The following is a 20,102-nucleotide window of genomic DNA, read 5'->3' on the forward strand; positions in this document are numbered from 1 at the left end:
TTACGAATAGTTATGACTGAATTTAAGTATTCATTAGATAAATCAAGTAAAAAGTTTGTTTGCCCTAGCTGTGGTAAAAGAAGATTTGTTAAGTATATCAATCAAATTACAAATGAGTATCTTGAAGAAAATTATGGCAGATGCGATAGAGAAACAAGTTGTGGTTATCATAATAACCCAAAACAAAATCATAGCATTGCAATAGTCAATATTGAAAAGATAAATGTTATTCCAGATTTTATTGACCCAATACTTGTAAAGCAATCATTAAAAAAATATCGTAATAACAATTTTGCAAAATTTTTACATAAACATTTTACGAATGAAGAGGTTGAAAGTTGCATTGCAAAGTATAATATAGGAACTTCAAAGCATTGGGAAGGCGCAACGGTATTTTGGCAAATAAATCAAAATCAAAGAGTTCAGACTGGAAAAATAATTCTATTCAATGAAAAAACAGGTAAAAGAGTAAAGACTCCCTTTCCCCATATTAATTGGGTTCACAATAAAATCAATAAACAAAATTACCATCTAAAGCAGTGTTTATTTGGGTTGCACTTACTAAAAATTAGTATTGCAATGCCTCTGCAATATAATTGCAATACAATTGCAATTGTCGAATCTGAAAAAACTGCAATCATAATGAGCTTATTTATTCCCGAATATTTATGGATGGCAACAGGAAGCAAACAAAACTTAAAATTGCAATTGTTAGAGCCAATCAAGAAAGAGAATATTATAGTTTACCCTGATAAGGGTGAATTTTCAGATTGGAACAGAAAAGTTAGGGAATTTCAGAAGCAAGGTTTCAAAATCAAATGCAGTTCAATCATTGAAGGTTCGGAATTTGAAACAGGAACAGATTTAGCAGATGTCTATTTCGCAATAAGAAACAATACTTATAAAGACAAAGTTGGAATAGTATTCTCTGAAACTGAAAAGAAAATCCAACGGCTATTAAAAATAAATCCTTCCATAATTTCACTTATTGAAACTTTTAATTTAATTGATGAAAAAGGAAATGGGATTAGGAAATTGTAATAACATCAAACATCTAAAATATCATCCGGTTTATTTATTGTTGGGTCGTACCAATTTGCTTTATCATTAGCCCAATCTATCCATTCTTGTTTTTCTGTAGTCAGACAATTTTCTTTAACTGCTTTTTGCCTTTCAGCTTCAATATATTGCCTAATAAGTTGCGCCTTATTGTATTGTTCTGACAAAGCAAGTAATTTATTGAATTTCTTAACTTCATCTTCTCTACGCTTTTTTATAGCTTCTTCAATCTGCTTTTTTTCTTCATACTTTAAATTATTAATTCTGATTTCTTCCTGAAAATCTTTTTCTCTCAGGGCATCGATTTCTAATTTGGCAACAATTTTAGCAAGTTGGTCTTCGAGTTTTACTTTACTATCACGCCACTCTTTAATTCGCCAATATTTACCCGTTTTAAGAATAAACTCTCCTGTTGGGATGTAATCGTAATCTCTATATTTTTCAGTAGAAGCGACTCTTTTATTAGCCTCCCTTAAATCTATTTCTATTTCTATATTATCAACAACGACTATTGTTTCAAAATTCCTTCTAATAATATCATGCCCTCGATGTCTAATTAATTTAATCAAAGTATCCATAAACCTTAGTGCTCTATCTTCATTTCTTTGCTCAACTCTTATCGGTAATATAAATAAAGAATGGTCGTAGTAGAATCTGTCTTTATGCCTCTTATCCCAATATTCTTTTGTCCTTTCAGTCAAAATATCAGGGTTTGTTAACCTTTTTGGAACCACTAAAGGAGCTTTCTTATCATTAAGAATCTGCTTGGTTAAAATAGTTAATTCAGATTGGTCTGTATTTATATCACTTCCCTCTTCCCTGATGGTTAATATGATTTTATCTTCACCAACATAGCTATTATTCATTTTCTCTTTTTCAACAGTTTTATTGAATTTCAATTTCATCCAATATCCACTATCGGGCATTGGTATTTCAAACTGCTTGCAGATTTTTTTTATATCATCATTTGAAAGTGCATATTGTTGTGTCAACTTTGAAAGTGATGTTGACCAAACTAAATCATATAATTCTTTTCTAGTTAATTCAGCAGTTGCCATAATTCATTTACATCTTTATTATGATAAAGCATGTTCTAATTTTTCTTTCCATTTTTTCCAGTCGGGAATCATTCTTTCTTGCAGTTCGTAAAATGCTTTATTGTGATTATGATGTATTAAATGACATAGTTCGTGAATAACCACATATTCAATACTAGCCTTTGGGGCTTTGACTAATTCAGTATTTAAGATTACTTTTCCCGATTTAGTACAACTCCCCCAACGTTTTTCCATTTGTCGGATTTCAATTTCGGGTTTTTCTAGGTTGTATTTTGCGAATTTTTCTAATGCCTTAATAACCAACTCTTCAAATAATATAATAGCTTTCTCTTTATACCATTGATTTAGTCTTTTCTCTAAATATTCCGGATTGACTTTTTTTGTCGTTATTATCATTTTTCCTCTGTACAGCTTAATTTCATTGAAATTATCTTTACAAATTTCCATTTTATACTGTCTTCCTAGATACAAATGTGTTTCTCCGCTAACAAATTGACGCTTTTGCGTTTTTGGCAAGTAACTATAAAAAAATGCTTGTTGTTTTATTATCCAATTGGCTTTGGATTTAACTTTTTTATTGATTTCTACAACAGTTGCTTCCTTTGGAGCCACAACTACTACCAAGCCATCAGGTAAAACTTTTATACCTAATGATTTTCTAGCTGCAAAGGACAATTTATATTGAATGATTTTGCTGCCGTAGTTTACTTTTTGGATTGAATGTAACATTAAACGTATTTAAGTTTAGCAATTTTGATTACTTCTTCTATCAATTCATCAATCTTATCAAAAGAGAATTGAGTATCGTATTGTTGCTGTTTCTCAAAAAGCAAATCATCTAAATTGTTTTTTAATTCCTTTTCAATCTCAGTATTAGTTTGCCAATCAATTATGAGTGCTCCGTTCTCATAAATTATACTTTTTATTGTCTCTTCAATTTCTATCGCTGTAATAGCTTGTACCTCTTTTGGTTCAGGTGTATTGCTAAAACTATTCTCTAAAACGGCATTTATTAAGTTAAAAAAAGCTACTGCGTTTGGTTTTTCCTCAATGCTTTTTGGAACATTATTTTGCTTTCCTGTGAGGAATTGATTTTCGTATTCTTTAGCTTTTTGCAAATACAAAGCTTCATCTATTCGATGCTGATGATAATCGTTAATTGTTTCTTTGATTAATGTCGATAAATTTTTGTAGAAGATTGGGTCTTCGTTCATTTTGATATTAATGGCTTTAACCGTCCTAGTAGCTATGTGGTCAGCCTTTGCAGCCTTGCTCACTATCTTTTCTACTTCTGCTTCTCTTTTATCTTTATCAAAAATATTAACCAGTTCTGTTATTTTTAAAACTTCACCATGTGTGGTAATGTGCTTATCTATTAGCTTCTGCACTTGAGGCTCGTACGCTGCATAATCTAAATCATCAAAATATCTTCGCTTTACATCTACTCGTAATTGCAAGAAAAACTTACTGTCTTTTTTATATTTATCGATTAGTTTTTCGTTTTTAACATCATTAAATTGTAATGATGCCATTGCCAGTTTAAACAAACGAATAAAAGCAGATAACTTTTCATAAAATGGATGTCTAATACTTACATCATTTAATAATTCTGAATAAGCTTCAGCATCATATTTATTCTTTATGGATTTAAAAATATCCCACAACTCACTATGTGCTTGTGGCAATTTTTCTATTTCAGCATTAATATTAGTTATTGTCCCCGATAGTTCATCGTTATCAAAATCACTCAATCCGCCATAAGTGTTAAGTGCGTTATCAAGATTTTCTAAATTACCATAATAGTCAATAATAAAACCGTATTCTTTACCCGGAGCAACTCTGTTTACCCTTGCTATCGCTTGTAATAAAGTATGCTCTTTTAAACTTCGTGTAATGTAGAGTACTTGATTGTTTGGTGCATCAAAACCCGTTAAAAGTTTATCTACTACAATAATGAGTTCGGGCTGCTCTTGCTTTTTGAATGCGCTTATTACTGATTTTTCATAATTTTCCTGTTTACCATATTTACTCATCATGGCTTTATAGAATTTGAGTACTACATCTTCATTCTCTTCAAAAGCATCATCATAATTTTCTCTTGTATCTGGTGCAGAAATCAAAACTTCACAACTTACTTTTCCAATTTCCTTGATATTCTCTCGGTATTTTATAGCAGTTGTTTTATTTGGAGCTACCAACTGACCTTTGAAACCAGTACCTTGAATGTTAGCTTCAAAATGTTCACTTATATCCCATGCTCTAGCATAAATTACTTGGTCGGCTTTGTTTAGTTGATTGGCAGTACTGTATTTTCTTTTTAATGCAGTTTTACCATAAGGAGTTAATGGCTCAGAAACCTTATCAAAAAAAGTGTCTAATGGCTTTTCGTTAACTTCAATTAAATTATGTCGTCCTTCATATAATAATGGCACTACAGCTTTATCTTCCACTGCATCAGTAATAGAATAAACATCTATCAAACCCCCAAATTTATTGGCTGTGCTTTTTTCTTTTTTCATCAAAGGAGTTCCGGTAAAAGCAACAAAACAAGCATTTGGAAAAACCTTTTGCATTTTTACATTGAATGTCCCGTATTGGCTGCGGTGTCCTTCATCAATTAAAACAAAAATATTGGGTGATGTAAAACCTTCTTTGGATTGGTTTATAGCTGCTTCAAACTTGTGAATTAATGTTGTTATTACCGCATCTTTTGGGCTGTTTATTAACTCAACTAAATGTTTTCCAGTTTGCGCTTCTTCAACATCAACGTGGCATTTTTGAAATGTTTCTGTAATTTGAGTGTTTAAATCAATCCTATCTGTAACTAGTATAATTTTTGGGTTTTTAATACTTTTTTCGGTTGCTATGAGCTGTGCTAACATTACCATAGTTAGCGATTTTCCACTTCCTTGTGTATGCCATATCACACCGCCAATGCGTTTTCCATTTACATCAGGAACACTAATTTTTTTAAGCGTTTCTTTTATGGCAAAATACTGTTGGTATCGTGTTATTTTTTTAATTCCATCATCATAGACGATGTAATTGAAAATTAAATCTAAAAGTCGCTTTTTTTGACATAAACTAAATACTAGTTTGTCTTGTTCGGTAACAATTACCTCTTCTTTTTCAAGTTGGTTGAAATAATGCAATACGTTTTTGAAACGTTGATTGAAAATTGCTGTTCGCTCGGTGTTGGGTAATTCACTATTTTTTAGTTGACGGATGGCATCAGCATATTGGATACCCTCTTCTTTAGTTCTGAATACTTCCTTCCAAACGCTCCAAAACTCTTTTTGGGTAGCTGTAGTGGCATATCTTGCTTCATTGACAGCTAATGACATTACCAAATTAGAATACTGATATAAACCTCTTATTCCATCTTCTTGCTGATTGCGCAAGTGTTGAGAAATCGCTTCGTTAATTGGGTCTTTTATAACGTTGCTTTTGCATTCAATAACTACCATAGGAATGCCATTGATGAACAACACAATATCCGGACGATAGGTATCATTTCTTTCGCTTCGCAATACAGCATATTCCTCTGTAACGTGAAAGCTATTGTTTTCTATATTCTCCCAATCAATGTATTGAAAAGAGAAGCTTTTTTTATCGTTTAAAATGTTTTGTTCTAAACTTTTACCCAAAGTAATTAAATCAAAAAATGCCTGATTTGCTTTGGTAAAGCCATCTTGTATTGGAAGCTCTCTCAAAGCAATAACCGCCAAATTGATATTACTTTCTGAAAAAGAAAACTCTTTGCCTTTGTATTGAATACTATTTATTTTTTCGAGTTGTTTTTTTAAAATAGGTTCCAATAATACGTTACTGGTTCTCCCGCCTCGTAGCTCCATCGCCTCCTCAGGCGACAAGTATTGGTAGCCCATTTTTATCAATAATTGCAATGCCGGAATTTGACTTATATGGTCTTCTATGTAGGATGGTAATTGCATTATATTGTTGTTTTAATTAATTCATAAATAGGATAGAGAAATTTAAATTCTTCAATAATCGTATTAGCTATATTGCTTTCCGATAATTCTATCGAACTAGGCAAATACTCTCTTCCGATTATAAAATAATGTCTATTAATGTTGTCATTTTTTACAAAATCTGCTAATTCTAATGCGTTTGTAAATGTTCTTACCATTCTCTTTTCATCATTGATTTTTATGTAATAACTATCCGGTAGTTTTTCAATAAGTTTATAGAACTTATCTTGATAGCTTGCTTGTTTTATATTCTTTTTAAAATTTTCTCTATCAACAACGCTACCATTATTTTTACCAACTCGCAACCAAATAGAAATATCCTCTAAATGAACCAAAACCTGTAATCGCATCTGATACATACTAGTTTGGTTATCTCCATAAATCTTTTTGAAATTGGACAAATCTTCTTCACTTCTACCATAATGTAACCAGAGTGCAACTAAATCATCACTAGTAAATTCCCCATGCTGATGAGAAGAAACTATATGGCTATTCATGTGGTGTGGATGAATATCCCAACCTTTATTCTCTATTAATGGCAAAACTAAATCGTGTAATTCTTCTAGCCTCTTTTTTACTTCTAAGCGTTCCTTATCATGGTCTTGAAGTCTGCTCTTTATTTTGTGATTTTCAAAAGCCTTGTAGTGATTTTTTTTGAAAAACTGGTTTGTGAAATCAATGCTGTCCAAATCAACAATTTCTTTATTCTCAGTTATTTTCTTTTTAAAGGCACTTACTTTTTTTCTTTCCGAATTTTCGGTTACTTGTCTGTCTTCAAATAATTTTTCATACTCTGTTAGCCATTCTTCTGTAATTTCTGAACTTAAACTGAAATAGGTGTTGAACCACGCATTATATTCGTCATAAACTTCATCATCAGAAACTTTATGAAATAGTTCAATATGATTGTCTAATCCTCCGGTGGTACAGTTTCCAGAACCAACAAAAACGACTTTACTTTTTCCGCTTGTTAAGTATAATTTTGGATGAAAATAATATGGCTTTAAAAACACTCTAGCTTCAATATTTTCATCTTGTAACTCTAGTAGTTTTTTAAAGACCGTCGCCGGAGTTGGCAAATCAATCCCAATAATTAATTTAAGCTTACAACCTTCGTCTTTGTTATCTAAAACGGTTCGCAGACCATTTTCAGAAACAATAGCTGAAGCAATACACACTTCTGTAGCTTTTTTAATCTCTGAAATTAGATGGGATTGTAATTTTACTATTTTCATATTACTAGTAATTTCAATAACTATGAATTTAAAATTTCAATGGCTTTTGTAAATCCACCATTGGCAGTATTTTGGTCGTAAAGAAACAATGGCATATCTGCTTTAGGCATCCACACTCTTCCTAATTCAACAGCAGTAGCAATTGGCATAGCTGGAAAAATATGTAGTGGCGTTGTCGCACCATATTCGGTTTTTATTTTATTAAACAACTGCCTAATAATAACACTAAAATCTTCTAAATGTCTTTTACTTTTTAAATAGTCATTAAATGGGGTATCAATTTTAATTGTATAAATATCACATTCGTCACCTAGCACGGAGGTTATTCTATCGTCTGTAATTCCGCCACTTAAAGAAATATTTAATGCTACTATTTTACTATTATTGGCAGGTTCAACAACCGTATATTTTACTTCTGTTTTATCATCATCTAGTTTCCAAGTATCAGGAGTTCTTACTTTTTGATATACTTGCCCTTTATAAATATCATTGACTAAAGTTCCTAACTTAACCAATAGTGGTATAGGTGCAAATGCAAAAATTGATAAATGTTTAATTTCACCTTTTGCAAAGTTTTGTAGCAGCTTTTTATTGAATTGTGCTTCTAAATTTGCCACTTCAGTTGACCAAAAGGCTGCATCACGGTCTCTTTGAACACTATTTGACAAACTTAAATCAATGGTATCAGCCATTGCCGGAAAATAATCAGGCTGTAAGTATTGACTAACAGTTTGATAACTTAATTCAGGTGTAAAGACACCTACATTTGCTTTATAGGTTAAAATGTGGCTTTGTCTGTCTTGGTCTATTGCAGTAACCGTTTCAATACGTTTTTCGTGCTCTTTTTTCATTTCGAGCAATAGAGGTTCGGGATGCCCTGCAACATCTGCCTTATCTATTAATCTATGATGTGTATCACATAGCAACATTAGATTATTAATATCATCAGCTAAAAGTGGAGAACGAGTTGTGTCTCCCCTTGGGCCTCTGGGAACATCGGCAACAATATGAGCAATATACGCCTGATTAAAATTTCGCTTTGTTAAAATATCTTGTGTTAATGATTTGTTGCAACCTCTATATTGACACCTTCCTCCAGATTTTACCCAAAGCAAATATTTATTTTTATCTGTTATACTTGTTACGCTCATAATTTCTATCCTTCTATTTTAACTCTTACTTTTCCTGTTAGCAGCTGCTGCGTCAACCCTTTCTTTTCCATCTTCAAGGTTTCTAGTTTTTGTTGGTATTGGTTGAGTTCTGCTGTAGCTTTGTCGAGAATTGCTGCAATGGCTTTCTGCTCTTCAACATCAGGCAGTTTAATTTCTAATTTCAGAAAATCTTTTTTACTCATTACCCTATTTCTGCCCGCTCCACCGGGTGAAATAAGTTCTAACAAAAACTTGAAATATTTTTGCAAAATGAAATGCCTAAAATATTCTGGAATTGCATTTTTGGTATTGAAAGTATAGGTTGGAAAGCGATGTGAAACCAAGCCCCCTTCATCAGATTTACTTACAATAGCAACAGCTTGCTCCCATGCGAAAGTTATGTTTATAATTAAGTCGTTTTCTTTTACTTCATATAAAGTATCCATAGCTACTTTATCTGTATCGAAATCGGTTTTATGAAAAATGCCTTTACCGTGACTTCTCAAACCTAGCGATAAATAATTTTCAGTTGGTTTAGAAACTGGTCTAGGAGAATAATTAAAACATTCGTCCATCATTTTAACTTTCCATGTCTTATTAAAACCAGTTACTCGAGTTTTTCCCAAAAGAAGGTTTTGAGCCAAACTATTATTCCTAACTTTCAATTCCTCAATAATTGCTTTACAATTATCAATAGCACTATCCCAAGCAAATAGAATTGAAGCTATTTTTTGTTGTTCCAGAATTGTTGGGACAGGGATTTTTAGTTTTTGTAATTCCGATTTGGAAATACTAAAAACAGAAGTTCCAGTTGCAATTTTCTTTAACTCTATTCCAACTCTAGGGTTATTAAAAATATATGTTCTAAAACCTTGAACAGTTTTATTCGATTTATCTCTAGCTAAAAAAGTATGTAATCCTGATACAATTTTTTTTGGTGTGACATTTTTTACTTCTATACATTCTCCAACACCATCATAATCTTCAGAAGCATCCGTTATAATTAAATCACCATTTTTCAAATAATTAAATTTCTGATTTGATATTAATTCATCTTTGATATATGGAAGTTGTTCCGTTTCACAATCTAATATTTCAGACTTGAATTTTGCATGAATATCTCCATAATGAATATTTTGAATTTTATTTTCTGTCTCTTCATAAGTCATATTATCCCTAGAAAAGGAGTTGGTTGAAAGTAGTTCAAAAACATTATCAAAACGTTCAACTTCCCAATCTTCAGGAATTAAGCCAATAGAAGTTTGCTTATAATTTGTAAACACTTTACCCATAATCTACTCTTCTGATTTATTTTCAATTCTAGTAATCTTTACTATATAAGCATTAATACAGCCCGTATTTGCTAACAAATCTTCATAATCAGCATCGTCACCATAAGGAGCTATATTAAATTCTTCAGCAGGCATATTGACAATACTCGTGTCTATTAATTCAAATAATAAATCAGAATATGTATCTTTAATTTCCTCAAAATGTTTTTCCCATTTCTTTTTTTCGGCAGAAGTTTTCTTTTCAATCTGTGGTTTTGTCAAAGTTGTATTATCCTTATCAAATCTTTTGAAAAAACATGCAAAGCAAGCTTGGATATTATTTTGACCAATGTTATCTTTTAGATTGATTGCTTTAGCCATACGTTCAATATCCTTTTTAATTTTTTTATCGGATTGGTTAATTGACTTTATTTCGATACCTACAAAAGATTTTTGAGTAGTAAACCATTCACCAGCCAATCTACTTTCTTGAGTTAGCGCAATATCAATTCTTTTAGATTTACTATCATCCGGCGAATGTTTTTTTCTGCTTTTATGCTCTTGTGCAAAAACCTCACCTGCAAAAATGAATGATGGAAATGCATTATTGTAAAAGTCATTCAAAGAATATTCAAGATTTATGAAAATACTTTTTTTAATACCAAAATGCTCTAATTTTTGAGCTACATTAACTACAATTAAATACTCAATTACACGTGACTGTAAATCAGAATAATTTTGTGTAAAAAAAATATTTTGTTTGTATCCTTGAATTAAACCTTCTTTGATTAATTCCTGAACCTCAAGGATAATATCCTTAATTGTTCCGGCTTTTGTTGTTTCGCTCATAGCACTTTTATTTTATTATTAGCTCAATAAACTGATTGGCTAACTTTTTTGTTTCGTTAATTGTTGTTTTATCTTTTGGAGCATCTAAAAGGTTCCAATATTTTTCTTCGTTAAACTGTATTACTCTTGAATTTCCGGTTCCTTTTTGAGTTATAAAACCCCAAAACCAAAGGTCATCCCAAACTTCAAAATCGCTTCCCGGAAAATACTTTTTCAAGTAATTATTGATACCTGAAAAAGTATTTTTACAAGGATTTCCAATGACTTGAAAAATGAAATAAATTACAGCATCGACAGGTAAAAACAGTTCATCTTCTTTTGACATATCTTTGGGTGCATCACTCCAAAAATGTAAATCTTTAGCATAGCCAATATGACAATGATAGACTGCTTTTACAAACAAAGCCGCTGTCTTATTGCCCCAACTTTCTTGAACTGATAACAACTCAAATATATCCTTATAGGTAATTGGTGTATCATAATTACCGCCTATAACTTTTAGGAAACTTTCCATTGAATTGAGGCAACTTTTGTCCGCCGCTATCTTTTGAAAAAAAACTGCTGACTTATCCATATTTACTTGTGACTGTGTTTTAAGCGTATTATATAACAGCGCATATACTTTATCAAAAGTAGTGTCATACGGTAACAAAGCCATTCTGTAAGCACCTATTTGAACTGGCTTATTGTAGCTTCGGTTCTCGTTGAGAAATGAATATATATCGTGTAGTTTTTTGTTCATTTATTACTATTAATTTTTAAATTTTTGATTGGCTATTTTGCGGATGTACTCCACCTCCTGTCCATTCACCTGTGCCCAACCAAAGTTCATAATGATATAACCATTCATAAGCCCAAGGAATTACTGTTGCTGTCAGCAACATAGATTTATTCCATTCTTTTCCGTCAGGATAATACAAACATAAATGCTGTGTCTTTTGGTCATAACAATGTGGCAATCTAGTTTTTCCAACTGCGAGTTCAAGCTTTGGGCTCAAAACATATATTTTAGGAGCGCTAGTTGTTTTTTGTACTCCATATTTTGTTCGAGCACCATTTATTTTATAAACCAATTTAATTACATATTCGCCACCTAAAGGTGATGGTTTGACTGTATGAGTCCATGACAATTCTTGCCCAAGAAAGGTATAAACCTTTGTGTCCGGAAAAAGGCTTTTGATATTAGCCGCTTGCATAGCAATAGGAATTGAATTAATCTTCTGAACCATAAAAATTATGTGGCTTGATAGTACTTGCTCCCATAGAAGTTAAACCCAAAGCTGTATCAAATCGGTTTTTGCCTTGCTCAGTTAAAAGTCTTGCTCTATCCCCAATATTGCTAAATGCTTTTTTTACTTCTCTATCACCGAACGAAGTAGAAAGTCTCTCCATTATTTTATGGCTTCCTGTTTGCTCTGTAGCCTCTTTAAGGTCTTTTTTAACTGTCTCTAACCAGCTATAAAATTTCTTTTGTTTATTTGGATTTTCTCTCCATTTATCTGCAAAATTCTCAGCAGAATTTACCGGATTTCCTATGAATTTGTAATAAACTCCCTTAGTTGCATCATATCTCTCTTCAATATGAATGTGCATTTCATTTATTACATCAATTAAAGCATCCAAAATATTTGTTTGCTTTTTATAAGCTTTAGCAGCTAATGTGGTTATAATAATGGAGATTGGTTTTTCGCTATCGCCATCAAACATCATGTCTCTATGGCGTTTTAAAATTTGTACGACACGCTGTAATGGTAATTTATTTGACTGGTATTTTGGTACAGGTTTAACCGCTTCGTTTAGCGAAAACATTTTTACTGTTGAAACCGTTGCCTGATTAATAAACCATTTGGCATAACCAAACGGGTTGCTTTTTAACCAATTATCTTGATTTGTTTCGTATGAATAGTTTTTCTCTAAATTATCAGTAATACGTATAGCTAAACTATCTACATTAGTTTCCTGCATATTAGAAAACGCTTTTTCTAAAAGGACACTATAACCGCTAGCTATTATAGCCGGAAGCACATCCATATGGTATTGGTCATTTTTTTGAGAATATTTTCTATATTCTAACGTCCAGCATCTTCTACCTTCTTCATCAAGCATTTGTTTGTAGGTGTCATTTTCTTTTAACCGGTCGCCAACAATTTTCTTAAGATTGGCTTGTGTCCAATTTGGATTTTTACCTGTTAGCTTGCAGACAATATCTATATCTATATCGTCTTTATCTGAAATAGGTTTAATAGCTGTTCCTAACAAAAAAGAACCCTGTGGTAAAATTTCAGGTTTGTAAGGTGCTAATGCTGAGTTTTCATTTGAAAGCCAATTCCCCACAGCATTATAACTGCTTACTGCGGCATTAAATTCGGTTTCAGAAATGTCAAGTGTTTGCCCTAATTCGTCTAGGATTTCACTAAATTGTTGTTTTTGTTGTGTTGTTAACATAATTTATTTTTTTAATAGTAGTTATAGTTTTCTGTTATGTAGTTTAAATAACTACTCTTTTAATTGAAACGCTTTTACTAATCGGTTAAAAATGGCTCCCATATCTTGATTTCCAAAACCGTTTGCTGCAAAAATTTCAGGACTTGGCAAATCGTTTTTGATAGTATCTACAAATTTCTGCATGTCTGCTCTTATGGTTTGTGGTAAATCAAACTGGCTGTTTTCGGTTAGCATCATTACCATCCTGAACACATCGTATTTGTGTTTTTTAATATCCACCGAACGCACATTTTGTCCTGCCGCCTTTCTTTCGGTATTGTTTAAAAAAGCAAATGCCTTCAGACAAATTAAAGTATGAGGTGCTGCAAAATGTACACCTTCTTTTGTATCGCTATTCTCAATAGTGTAGTTATAATAGGTTTCGTCTAACAAGATAGCTGACAGACTTGACAAACCTTCTTCAACCGGAATAGGTGTAAGGTGAGCTCCTTCATTGGCATCAATAACGTCCGGAACTTTTGAAAATAGTTCTAATTGTTTTGGATATTCCGGATTTTCCGGAGCCGCAAAACGATAGCAGTTTCTTTCCTCTTCGTTCTTCTGTTGTATGGTATATTTTCCTTGTTTGATAAACTCCCAAAACTTTGCCACAAACTCTGGCGACAAAGCTTCCACAATTAATATCATATCAATATCATCGGTAGCACGAGGTGTAAAACCTGCCTCTTCTATAATGATGTCGCAAGCTGTTCCTCCAATAATAATGTAACTGTCTTGAAAGTCTTTAAAGTGTGCGCTAAAAGTGTCTAATCCTACTACCATATAAATTTTTCTATTATTTGTTCTAAGCCCATTTCTATTCTTTCATCAAGACTATCTTTTAGGGATAAGTATAAAGACAATGGGTCAACTACTGCTTGTTCGTTAGGCATTTCCTCAACCAACGGTAATGGGTCATATTTCCATACTTCTATGGCGTATTGTCCTTCACGGTCATTTGCATTTACTAAACCGTTATTTTTTTGCAGAAAATAAAATGCGTTTTTTTCAATGGCATAATATTGCTGTTTACTCGGGTTTAAGCTAGTGTATTCGGGTAATGCCGAAGCATTGGCTTTTAGCATAAAAACATTGCTGGGCAACACATCAACATATACCGTTTTTAGTACCGGACTTGACAAGAGTTTTTGTTGTTGAGCCGTGTACCATAATTCGCTTCGTTCTAAATTGAATTTGACGTACTTTTCTTTTTCTCCGTAAACTTCAATTAACTCTCTTTGTTTTAATTCCTCTACAGCATAAGTAATTGCCATTGGTGTATATTTCAGTTTTTGGGCAATTTCTTTGAATGAATGCTCTTCAAGTTTCCAGTTTTGGTATCTGTGAATGATGTGATACAACAGTAAAAACTGCGCTGACGGCATTAAGACTTCACTGCGCTGTTTGGGTTTTGGTTGCGAAAAACTTTCGTTTAAATGAATTAACAACTCCGGCAAGAAAATTTGTTTTCCTGGCACAACAAAGTTTATCCCTTTTTCTATTAGTCGTTTTCTGTTATACGATTGCAAATTATCTAATACCAATACAACTATTTTATTCAAAGTATTTCTAAGTAATTGCAAGTGTTTGTCAGCTTGTAAAATACTCAAATCATCTTCATTTTTTAATTCCACAAACACTATGTCTTTGAAAAAAATCCTAGCCTCATATAGTTTATATGCTTGGGAAATATACATTGGTAAATTGCCCAAATCTCTATTTTGAATTGGACTTTCTTCAGCATTTACGCCTAGTGTTTCGTTGATGTAATTAATAGCTCTTCGCATAACTTATATCTTAATAAAGTTAAAATTTACTGATAAAGTGATTAGCTTTATTGTGCAAATATAACTTTATTATATTGAAAATCATATATTAAAACATTTTTCTGGATTAAACCTTCCATTTTCATTCCGCTGTACATACCCTAATTGATTTGTCAGCATTTGTGTATTGCCAATTTTAAAATCAGTAGTATTGTGATGACTGTGTCCATAAATCCAACAATCTACATTAGATGCTTCAATTGTATCAAAAAGCTCTACGGCAAAAGCTTCATTTAAAGTACTGTTTTTGTATATTTTAGGATACTTCTTGAATGTAGGGACATGATGCGTTATCACTACATTTTTAGCTGCCTTATCTACCTGTAATTCTTGATTGAGAAAATTGATACAATCAATATGCAACTGATTATAAGCTTCCGCAGTAAATCTATTACCGTTGTATTTAATAACATGAAAATCACTTAGCCCTCGTTCTATATTCCATTGATTTGCAAGGCTAATTTTAGACCATAAAGTAGAGAATATCAACTTGGTATCTTGGTACTGTACAACCGAATTGTTTAACAAAATGACATTACTTCTGATTTTTTCAAAAAATGTTCCGGTTCTGTTAATCGCATCAAAGTAATAATATTCGTGATTACCCGGAATCCAGTAGGTCATTTCAAAATTATCCGCCAAATAATTAAAAATATCTTCGTGCTTATCCATAACAGCAAAAGGCACAATATCTCCTGCCAATATCAATATATCCCCACTAGGGATTAAAGGATTGGCTTTAAAGAATTTCTTATTTTCAGGAAATTCTAAATGAAGGTCAGATGCATATTGTATTTTGCTTACTTGCATAGTTTAAATTGTTGCCTTTTAGCTACTAGTTCTTAAATTAAATTCAACTCTTTTAAGTAGTTTTCCATTTGGATTTCTACTTCGGAAAGTTGTTTTTTTAGTTCTGTAATATTTTGATGTGCTGCTTTAATATCCACTTCTTCCTCTTCTTCAAAAGTATCTACATAACGAGGAATGTTTAAATTATAATCGTTTTCAATAATATCGGCAATAGTAGCACGGTAGCTGTATTTGTCTTCTATAACAGCTCCTTTTTCAGTTGTTAGCGGCGCCTCCTCTTTGAATGCCTTAAACGAACTTACAATATGCTCAATGTCAATATCTCTAAATTTATTTTGGTTTTTACCACTCTCAAATTCTCGACTAGCATCCACAAATAGAATGTCTTTATTTGCACCTTTACCTCTGTTGAAAATTAATATTGCCGCCGGAATCCCTGTGCCAAAAAACAAATTGGCAGGCAAACCAATAACAGCTTCCAATAGGTTTTCATCGATTAATTTTTTACGAATTTGTCCTTCACTACTGCTACGAAATAATACACCGTGTGGCACAATTACGCCCACTTTACCAATGTCTTCATAAGTAGTTTCAATCATGTGACTGATAAAAGCATAATCGCCTTTACTTTTTGGTGGAATACCTCTATGGAAACGGTTGAATTGGTCTGCGGTAGCTGTATCCGCTCCCCATTTGTCTAAACTAAAAGGAGGATTGGCTACAACAATATGAAACTTCATAAGACTGTCTTTCTCCAATAGCTTTGGATTATTGATTGTATCTCCCCATTCAATTGTTGCGCTATCCTGTTCATGTAAAAACATGTTCATTCGACATAATGCCCAAGTGCTTCCATTATTTTCTTGACCATATAAAGAGTAGTTTTTACCTTCAACTTCATTGGCTACTTTTATAAGTAATGAACCTGAACCACAAGTAGGGTCGCATATTCTGTTTCCGGGTTGCGGGTCAACTAATTTTGCTAACAAAGTACTTATTTCGCTAGGCGTGTAAAACTCGCCAGACTTCTTACCACTTTCCCCAGCAAATTTTGAAATTAGAAACTCGTAACTATCACCAATAATATCATTGCCTTCTAAATGCGATGGTTGTAAATCTAAAGCTGAAAAATCTACCAATAAATTTTTCATAATGGCATTACGCTGCTTTGTTTGACCAAATACCGTTTCGGAATTGAAAGAAATGCTTCGGAATACCATTGCTAATTTTGAGCGATTTGCATCCTCTAAAGCTGTTAAACCAATATCTATAATTTCGCTAATATTGGCTTCATTACGATTTTGAAATAGGTAATCAAAATTGCTTACTTCAGGTAATATGAAACGCTCTCTTTGCAATTGCCGTTTTACCATTTCTTCATTATCCGGGTACTTAATGCGATATTGTTCCACTTTGTCTTTCCAAACATCAGAAAGGTATTTTATAAACAACAATGTTAGTATGTAATCTTTATATTGCTCACTTCCCATAACTGGGCGCAACGTATCACAAGCTTTCCAAACAATATTATTGATGTCTCTTTGTGTAATTTTATTTTCTGCCATAACTTATAATTGTTTTTACTTGTCCGCTTTTTTATCGTTAATCAAATCATTCAAAGAAGCAATATTATTTTTTTCTAAATAGGTTCCTAAGTGCATATCACTTCTAACCCCTAAATCAATATCGTACTTCTTTTCGATAGTTCCGATATGTGTATCACTTCTCTTTTGTCTTAATTGCCCATCATCGTTTCTACTTCTGTCTCCTCTCATACCGGGAGCATCATTATTCTTTTTTGCCATGACTTTTTTATTTTATGATTTTTGAAATTGTTGTTTGAAAAAGCTTCTGCTTTTCTTTAATTAAGTTTTCAGTTAGCCTCATATCTTTTAGATAAAGCTCCTGCAATTCTACTACGTTTTGTTGTTGTTCTAAAGACAGCAGGTTAAATGTAAAGTCCGCCAATTCATTTTTACGAATTGATGGTATTGAACTTCCCGCTCCCGATTGTTGAAAATGTAGTATGTTTTTCGGAAGGTTTAAAACAGAAACTAAATAAGCTGGAATAACTCTTGTTTTGTTGGGTCTCAAAATAAAGAAAATAGAAGAGGCAATTGCCTTTCCAAACTCTTCTTTATATAATGTAGCAAAAAAACGAAACCCTTTTGCAACAAATAAAACATCTCCATCCTGCAAAAGACTTCCAATAGCTTTTGAATCTTCCTTTAAAAAGGTATCATTATCTCCGATAAATTGACCAAATTCATTAAAATGTTTAGCTTGTAAATACGGAATAGTACCGTCTTTACTAGGCTGACCATAGTATCCGAATTGAATATTTGCAATTTCCTTTACCTTTACTTGCATTTGATATTTTTGTAATGTTATTCATTTTGAAGCAAATAAACGCAAAATAATTCAATTATGCAAATTTATTTTATTGTAGATTTATTCAAATTCAAAAAAATAAAGCCGTAAAAACTGTTTCCTATACTTAATTAATTATGAAAAATTAAATGTGTTGTTTTAAAATATTAAAAGAAAAAATAAGAGAGTAACAAAAAATATGTATTTTGCACTCGAAATAATTCAAGAAAACGAACACAAAACAGTACACCAGTCAGTACACCGTTTTTAATAATAATACTAAAATATAGCTAAAAAGGAGCAGATTTGAATTTAAAAATTCAATTCATAACCCTGAGGTCGGGAGTTCAAATCTCCCTCTCGCTACAAAAAGAAATTCAATGAAATCGCGGTTTAGTGTCCACTAAACCGCTTTTTTTATGTCTAATATTTTATTACTTTTACAAAGAGTACACCAAAACGTACACCAAACAAGACACTCTTTGGACAAAAAAAAATTTTCAGAACCCAAAATTTACACCGGTGGTGTGGATATTACTTTATGGAATGAACTCTCAAAAGAAGAGCAAAAGAATGCCATTTCTAAAGATTGGTACATCTATTATAAATTTTTAGATGATACAACTGGAAAACTAAAACGAATGCCGAATATAAAGGGTGGTTGCAATAGATATAAAACTAAAAGAGAGCGAATTGCAATCCTATCCAAGTTAAGAGGTGCACTTGAATACCTTTTAGAAAAAGGATTAAACCCTTATTCAGAGGCCGATTTAAGTTTGCTTGATGCAAAATCAAAAAGTTCAAGCGAAAGTAAAAGAACTGATACTACTCCTAGTTCAAATAACACGGAAGTAGCTTTTACTTCAGATTCAATAATATCAGTACCCATTGAACCTGTTTTATCCATTAAGGATGCTTTTGAATATGCTTTAAAAATCAAGAAAAAATCTCTAAACGAGACTTCCTACATGAATTTTGCAGGAAGAATAAATCGATTCAAAAAAGCATTGGATGAAAACGCTCCAATTACCTCCTTAAATCGTAAACAAACTAACGAATACTTAAATAGCATTTTAGTAAGGACAAGTGCTCGAAATAGAAACAATACCCGAATAGATTTAAGTAGTTTATTTGAGGTTTTGGCTAATGATGAAATAATACCCGAAAATATCATAAAAAAAATAAATACTATAAAAACCAAACCGGAGCGAAACAAAACATACACTCCAGATATGCAAGAAAACATTTATTCCTATCTTGAAGAAAATGACCCTTTGCTCCTACTTTTTATTAAGTTTATCTCCTATAATTTTCTACGTCCAGTGGAAGTATGTAGATTAAAAGTTGGCGATTTAGATATAAAAGACAAAAAACTCTATGTTCGAGCGAAAAACAAATTAGTCAAAATCAAAATAATTCCTGAAATTTTAATAAAAGATTTACCTGATTTATCCCTAATGAATAAAAATGATTTTTTATTCACATCAACTCAAATTGGTGGCGAATGGATTGCTACAGAAAACAATCGCAGAGACCATTTTTCAAAACGATTCAAGACAATTGTAAAAGATCATTTTGGACTGGGAGCTGATTATGGCATGTATAGTTTTAGACATACTTTCATAACTAAATTATATAGAGAACTCCGCAAAACATATTCACCTTTTGAAGCCAAAAGTATTTTAATGAATATTACAGGTCACTCTACAATGTCTGCACTTGAATTATATTTAAGAGATATTGATGCCGAACTACCAGAAGATTATTCCCATTTACTTCAATAAATTAATTCTTTTATTTAAGAGATGCTAGTTCGAACAATTTTCTATTTGTTTATTGTATAAAAGTACACATGCAAAAGTAAACCATAGAATACTGAAAAAAAACAATAAATAATCTTCAAATTTTCTATAAGTTTCCCTTGGTAAATTGATAGTAAACCTAGGTATACCAAATATTAAATATCGATTAAATATAAAAAATGTATAGACGTAACA

At 32.0% G+C, this 20,102-nt stretch carries 18 protein-coding genes; 2 read left to right on the forward strand and 16 right to left on the reverse strand.

Features of this window, described 5'->3' with window-relative positions; all coding sequences use genetic code 11:
- Positions 1–12: 12 nt before the first annotated feature.
- Entirely contained in the window at positions 13–1,041 is a 1,029-nt protein-coding gene (locus tag ACKOWY_RS02795; protein ID WP_408939921.1) for a DUF6371 domain-containing protein, read from the forward strand.
- 5 nt (positions 1,042–1,046) lie between these two features.
- Here the strand turns inward: ACKOWY_RS02795 and ACKOWY_RS02800 are convergent, their stop codons facing one another.
- The 16 genes from ACKOWY_RS02800 to ACKOWY_RS02875 all read right to left on the reverse strand — a co-directional run bounded on the left by ACKOWY_RS02800 (position 1,047) and on the right by ACKOWY_RS02875 (position 18,105).
- Complete coding sequence (locus ACKOWY_RS02800) at positions 1,047–2,117, reverse strand: hypothetical protein (protein WP_408939922.1); 1,071 nt, start codon at positions 2,115–2,117, stop codon at positions 1,047–1,049.
- An 18-nt stretch (positions 2,118–2,135) separates the two neighbouring features.
- Positions 2,136–2,846, reverse strand: coding sequence for a M48 family metallopeptidase (locus tag ACKOWY_RS02805; RefSeq protein WP_408939923.1), 711 nt, complete (start codon positions 2,844–2,846; stop codon positions 2,136–2,138).
- The gene (locus tag ACKOWY_RS02810; protein WP_408939924.1) at positions 2,846–6,070 is read right to left on the reverse strand and encodes a type I restriction endonuclease subunit R; all 3,225 of its coding nucleotides are present in this window, start codon (positions 6,068–6,070) and stop codon (positions 2,846–2,848) included. Before ACKOWY_RS02810 ends, ACKOWY_RS02805 begins: the two co-directional genes overlap by 1 nt.
- Positions 6,070–7,344 carry a phospholipase D family protein gene (locus ACKOWY_RS02815; protein WP_408939925.1) on the reverse strand — a complete coding sequence of 425 codons (1,275 nt, stop codon included), beginning with the start codon at positions 7,342–7,344 and terminating at the stop codon, positions 6,070–6,072. Before ACKOWY_RS02815 ends, ACKOWY_RS02810 begins: the two co-directional genes overlap by 1 nt.
- 20 nt (positions 7,345–7,364) lie before the next feature.
- Positions 7,365–8,495, reverse strand: a complete 1,131-nt coding sequence (locus ACKOWY_RS02820; RefSeq protein WP_408939926.1) for an SAVED domain-containing protein — start codon at positions 8,493–8,495, stop codon at positions 7,365–7,367.
- A gap of 5 nt (positions 8,496–8,500) precedes the next feature.
- A complete protein-coding gene (locus ACKOWY_RS02825) occupies positions 8,501–9,787 on the reverse strand; it encodes a restriction endonuclease subunit S (protein ID WP_408939927.1) in 1,287 nt (428 codons plus the stop codon).
- 3 nt (positions 9,788–9,790) lie between these two features.
- Positions 9,791–10,615, reverse strand: a complete 825-nt coding sequence (locus tag ACKOWY_RS02830) for a hypothetical protein (RefSeq protein ID WP_408939928.1) — start codon at positions 10,613–10,615, stop codon at positions 9,791–9,793.
- Between the two features lie 7 nt (positions 10,616–10,622).
- Positions 10,623–11,357: a hypothetical protein gene (locus ACKOWY_RS02835; protein ID WP_408939929.1), complete on the reverse strand. Its 735-nt coding sequence runs from the start codon at positions 11,355–11,357 to the stop codon at positions 10,623–10,625.
- 16 nt (positions 11,358–11,373) lie between these two features.
- Positions 11,374–11,844, reverse strand: coding sequence for a hypothetical protein (locus ACKOWY_RS02840; protein ID WP_408939930.1), 471 nt, complete (start codon positions 11,842–11,844; stop codon positions 11,374–11,376).
- A complete protein-coding gene (locus tag ACKOWY_RS02845; RefSeq protein WP_408939931.1) occupies positions 11,828–13,060 on the reverse strand; it encodes a nucleotidyltransferase in 1,233 nt (410 codons plus the stop codon). The genes ACKOWY_RS02840 and ACKOWY_RS02845 overlap by 17 nt, the downstream gene beginning before the upstream one ends.
- A gap of 51 nt (positions 13,061–13,111) precedes the next feature.
- Complete coding sequence (locus ACKOWY_RS02850; RefSeq protein ID WP_408939932.1) at positions 13,112–13,882, reverse strand: hypothetical protein; 771 nt, start codon at positions 13,880–13,882, stop codon at positions 13,112–13,114.
- The gene (locus ACKOWY_RS02855; protein WP_408939933.1) at positions 13,876–14,886 is read right to left on the reverse strand and encodes a MarR family transcriptional regulator; all 1,011 of its coding nucleotides are present in this window, start codon (positions 14,884–14,886) and stop codon (positions 13,876–13,878) included. Before ACKOWY_RS02855 ends, ACKOWY_RS02850 begins: the two co-directional genes overlap by 7 nt.
- An 81-nt stretch (positions 14,887–14,967) precedes the next feature.
- The gene (locus ACKOWY_RS02860; RefSeq protein WP_408939934.1) at positions 14,968–15,735 is read right to left on the reverse strand and encodes a metallophosphoesterase; all 768 of its coding nucleotides are present in this window, start codon (positions 15,733–15,735) and stop codon (positions 14,968–14,970) included.
- A gap of 32 nt (positions 15,736–15,767) precedes the next feature.
- Positions 15,768–17,300, reverse strand: a complete 1,533-nt coding sequence (locus ACKOWY_RS02865) for a type I restriction-modification system subunit M (RefSeq protein WP_408939935.1) — start codon at positions 17,298–17,300, stop codon at positions 15,768–15,770.
- 15 nt (positions 17,301–17,315) lie between these two features.
- Positions 17,316–17,540, reverse strand: coding sequence for a hypothetical protein (locus ACKOWY_RS02870; RefSeq protein ID WP_408939936.1), 225 nt, complete (start codon positions 17,538–17,540; stop codon positions 17,316–17,318).
- A 7-nt stretch (positions 17,541–17,547) separates the two neighbouring features.
- Complete coding sequence (locus tag ACKOWY_RS02875) at positions 17,548–18,105, reverse strand: restriction endonuclease subunit S (RefSeq protein WP_408939937.1); 558 nt, start codon at positions 18,103–18,105, stop codon at positions 17,548–17,550.
- Between the two features lie 419 nt (positions 18,106–18,524).
- Between ACKOWY_RS02875 and ACKOWY_RS02880 the strand changes: the two genes are divergently transcribed.
- Positions 18,525–19,889, forward strand: a complete 1,365-nt coding sequence (locus ACKOWY_RS02880; protein ID WP_408939938.1) for a tyrosine-type recombinase/integrase — start codon at positions 18,525–18,527, stop codon at positions 19,887–19,889.
- Positions 19,890–20,102: the final 213 nt, after the last annotated feature.

It is taken from the genome of Flavobacterium sp. (assembly GCF_046073885.1).
GTDB lineage: Bacteria > Bacteroidota > Bacteroidia > Flavobacteriales > Flavobacteriaceae > Flavobacterium.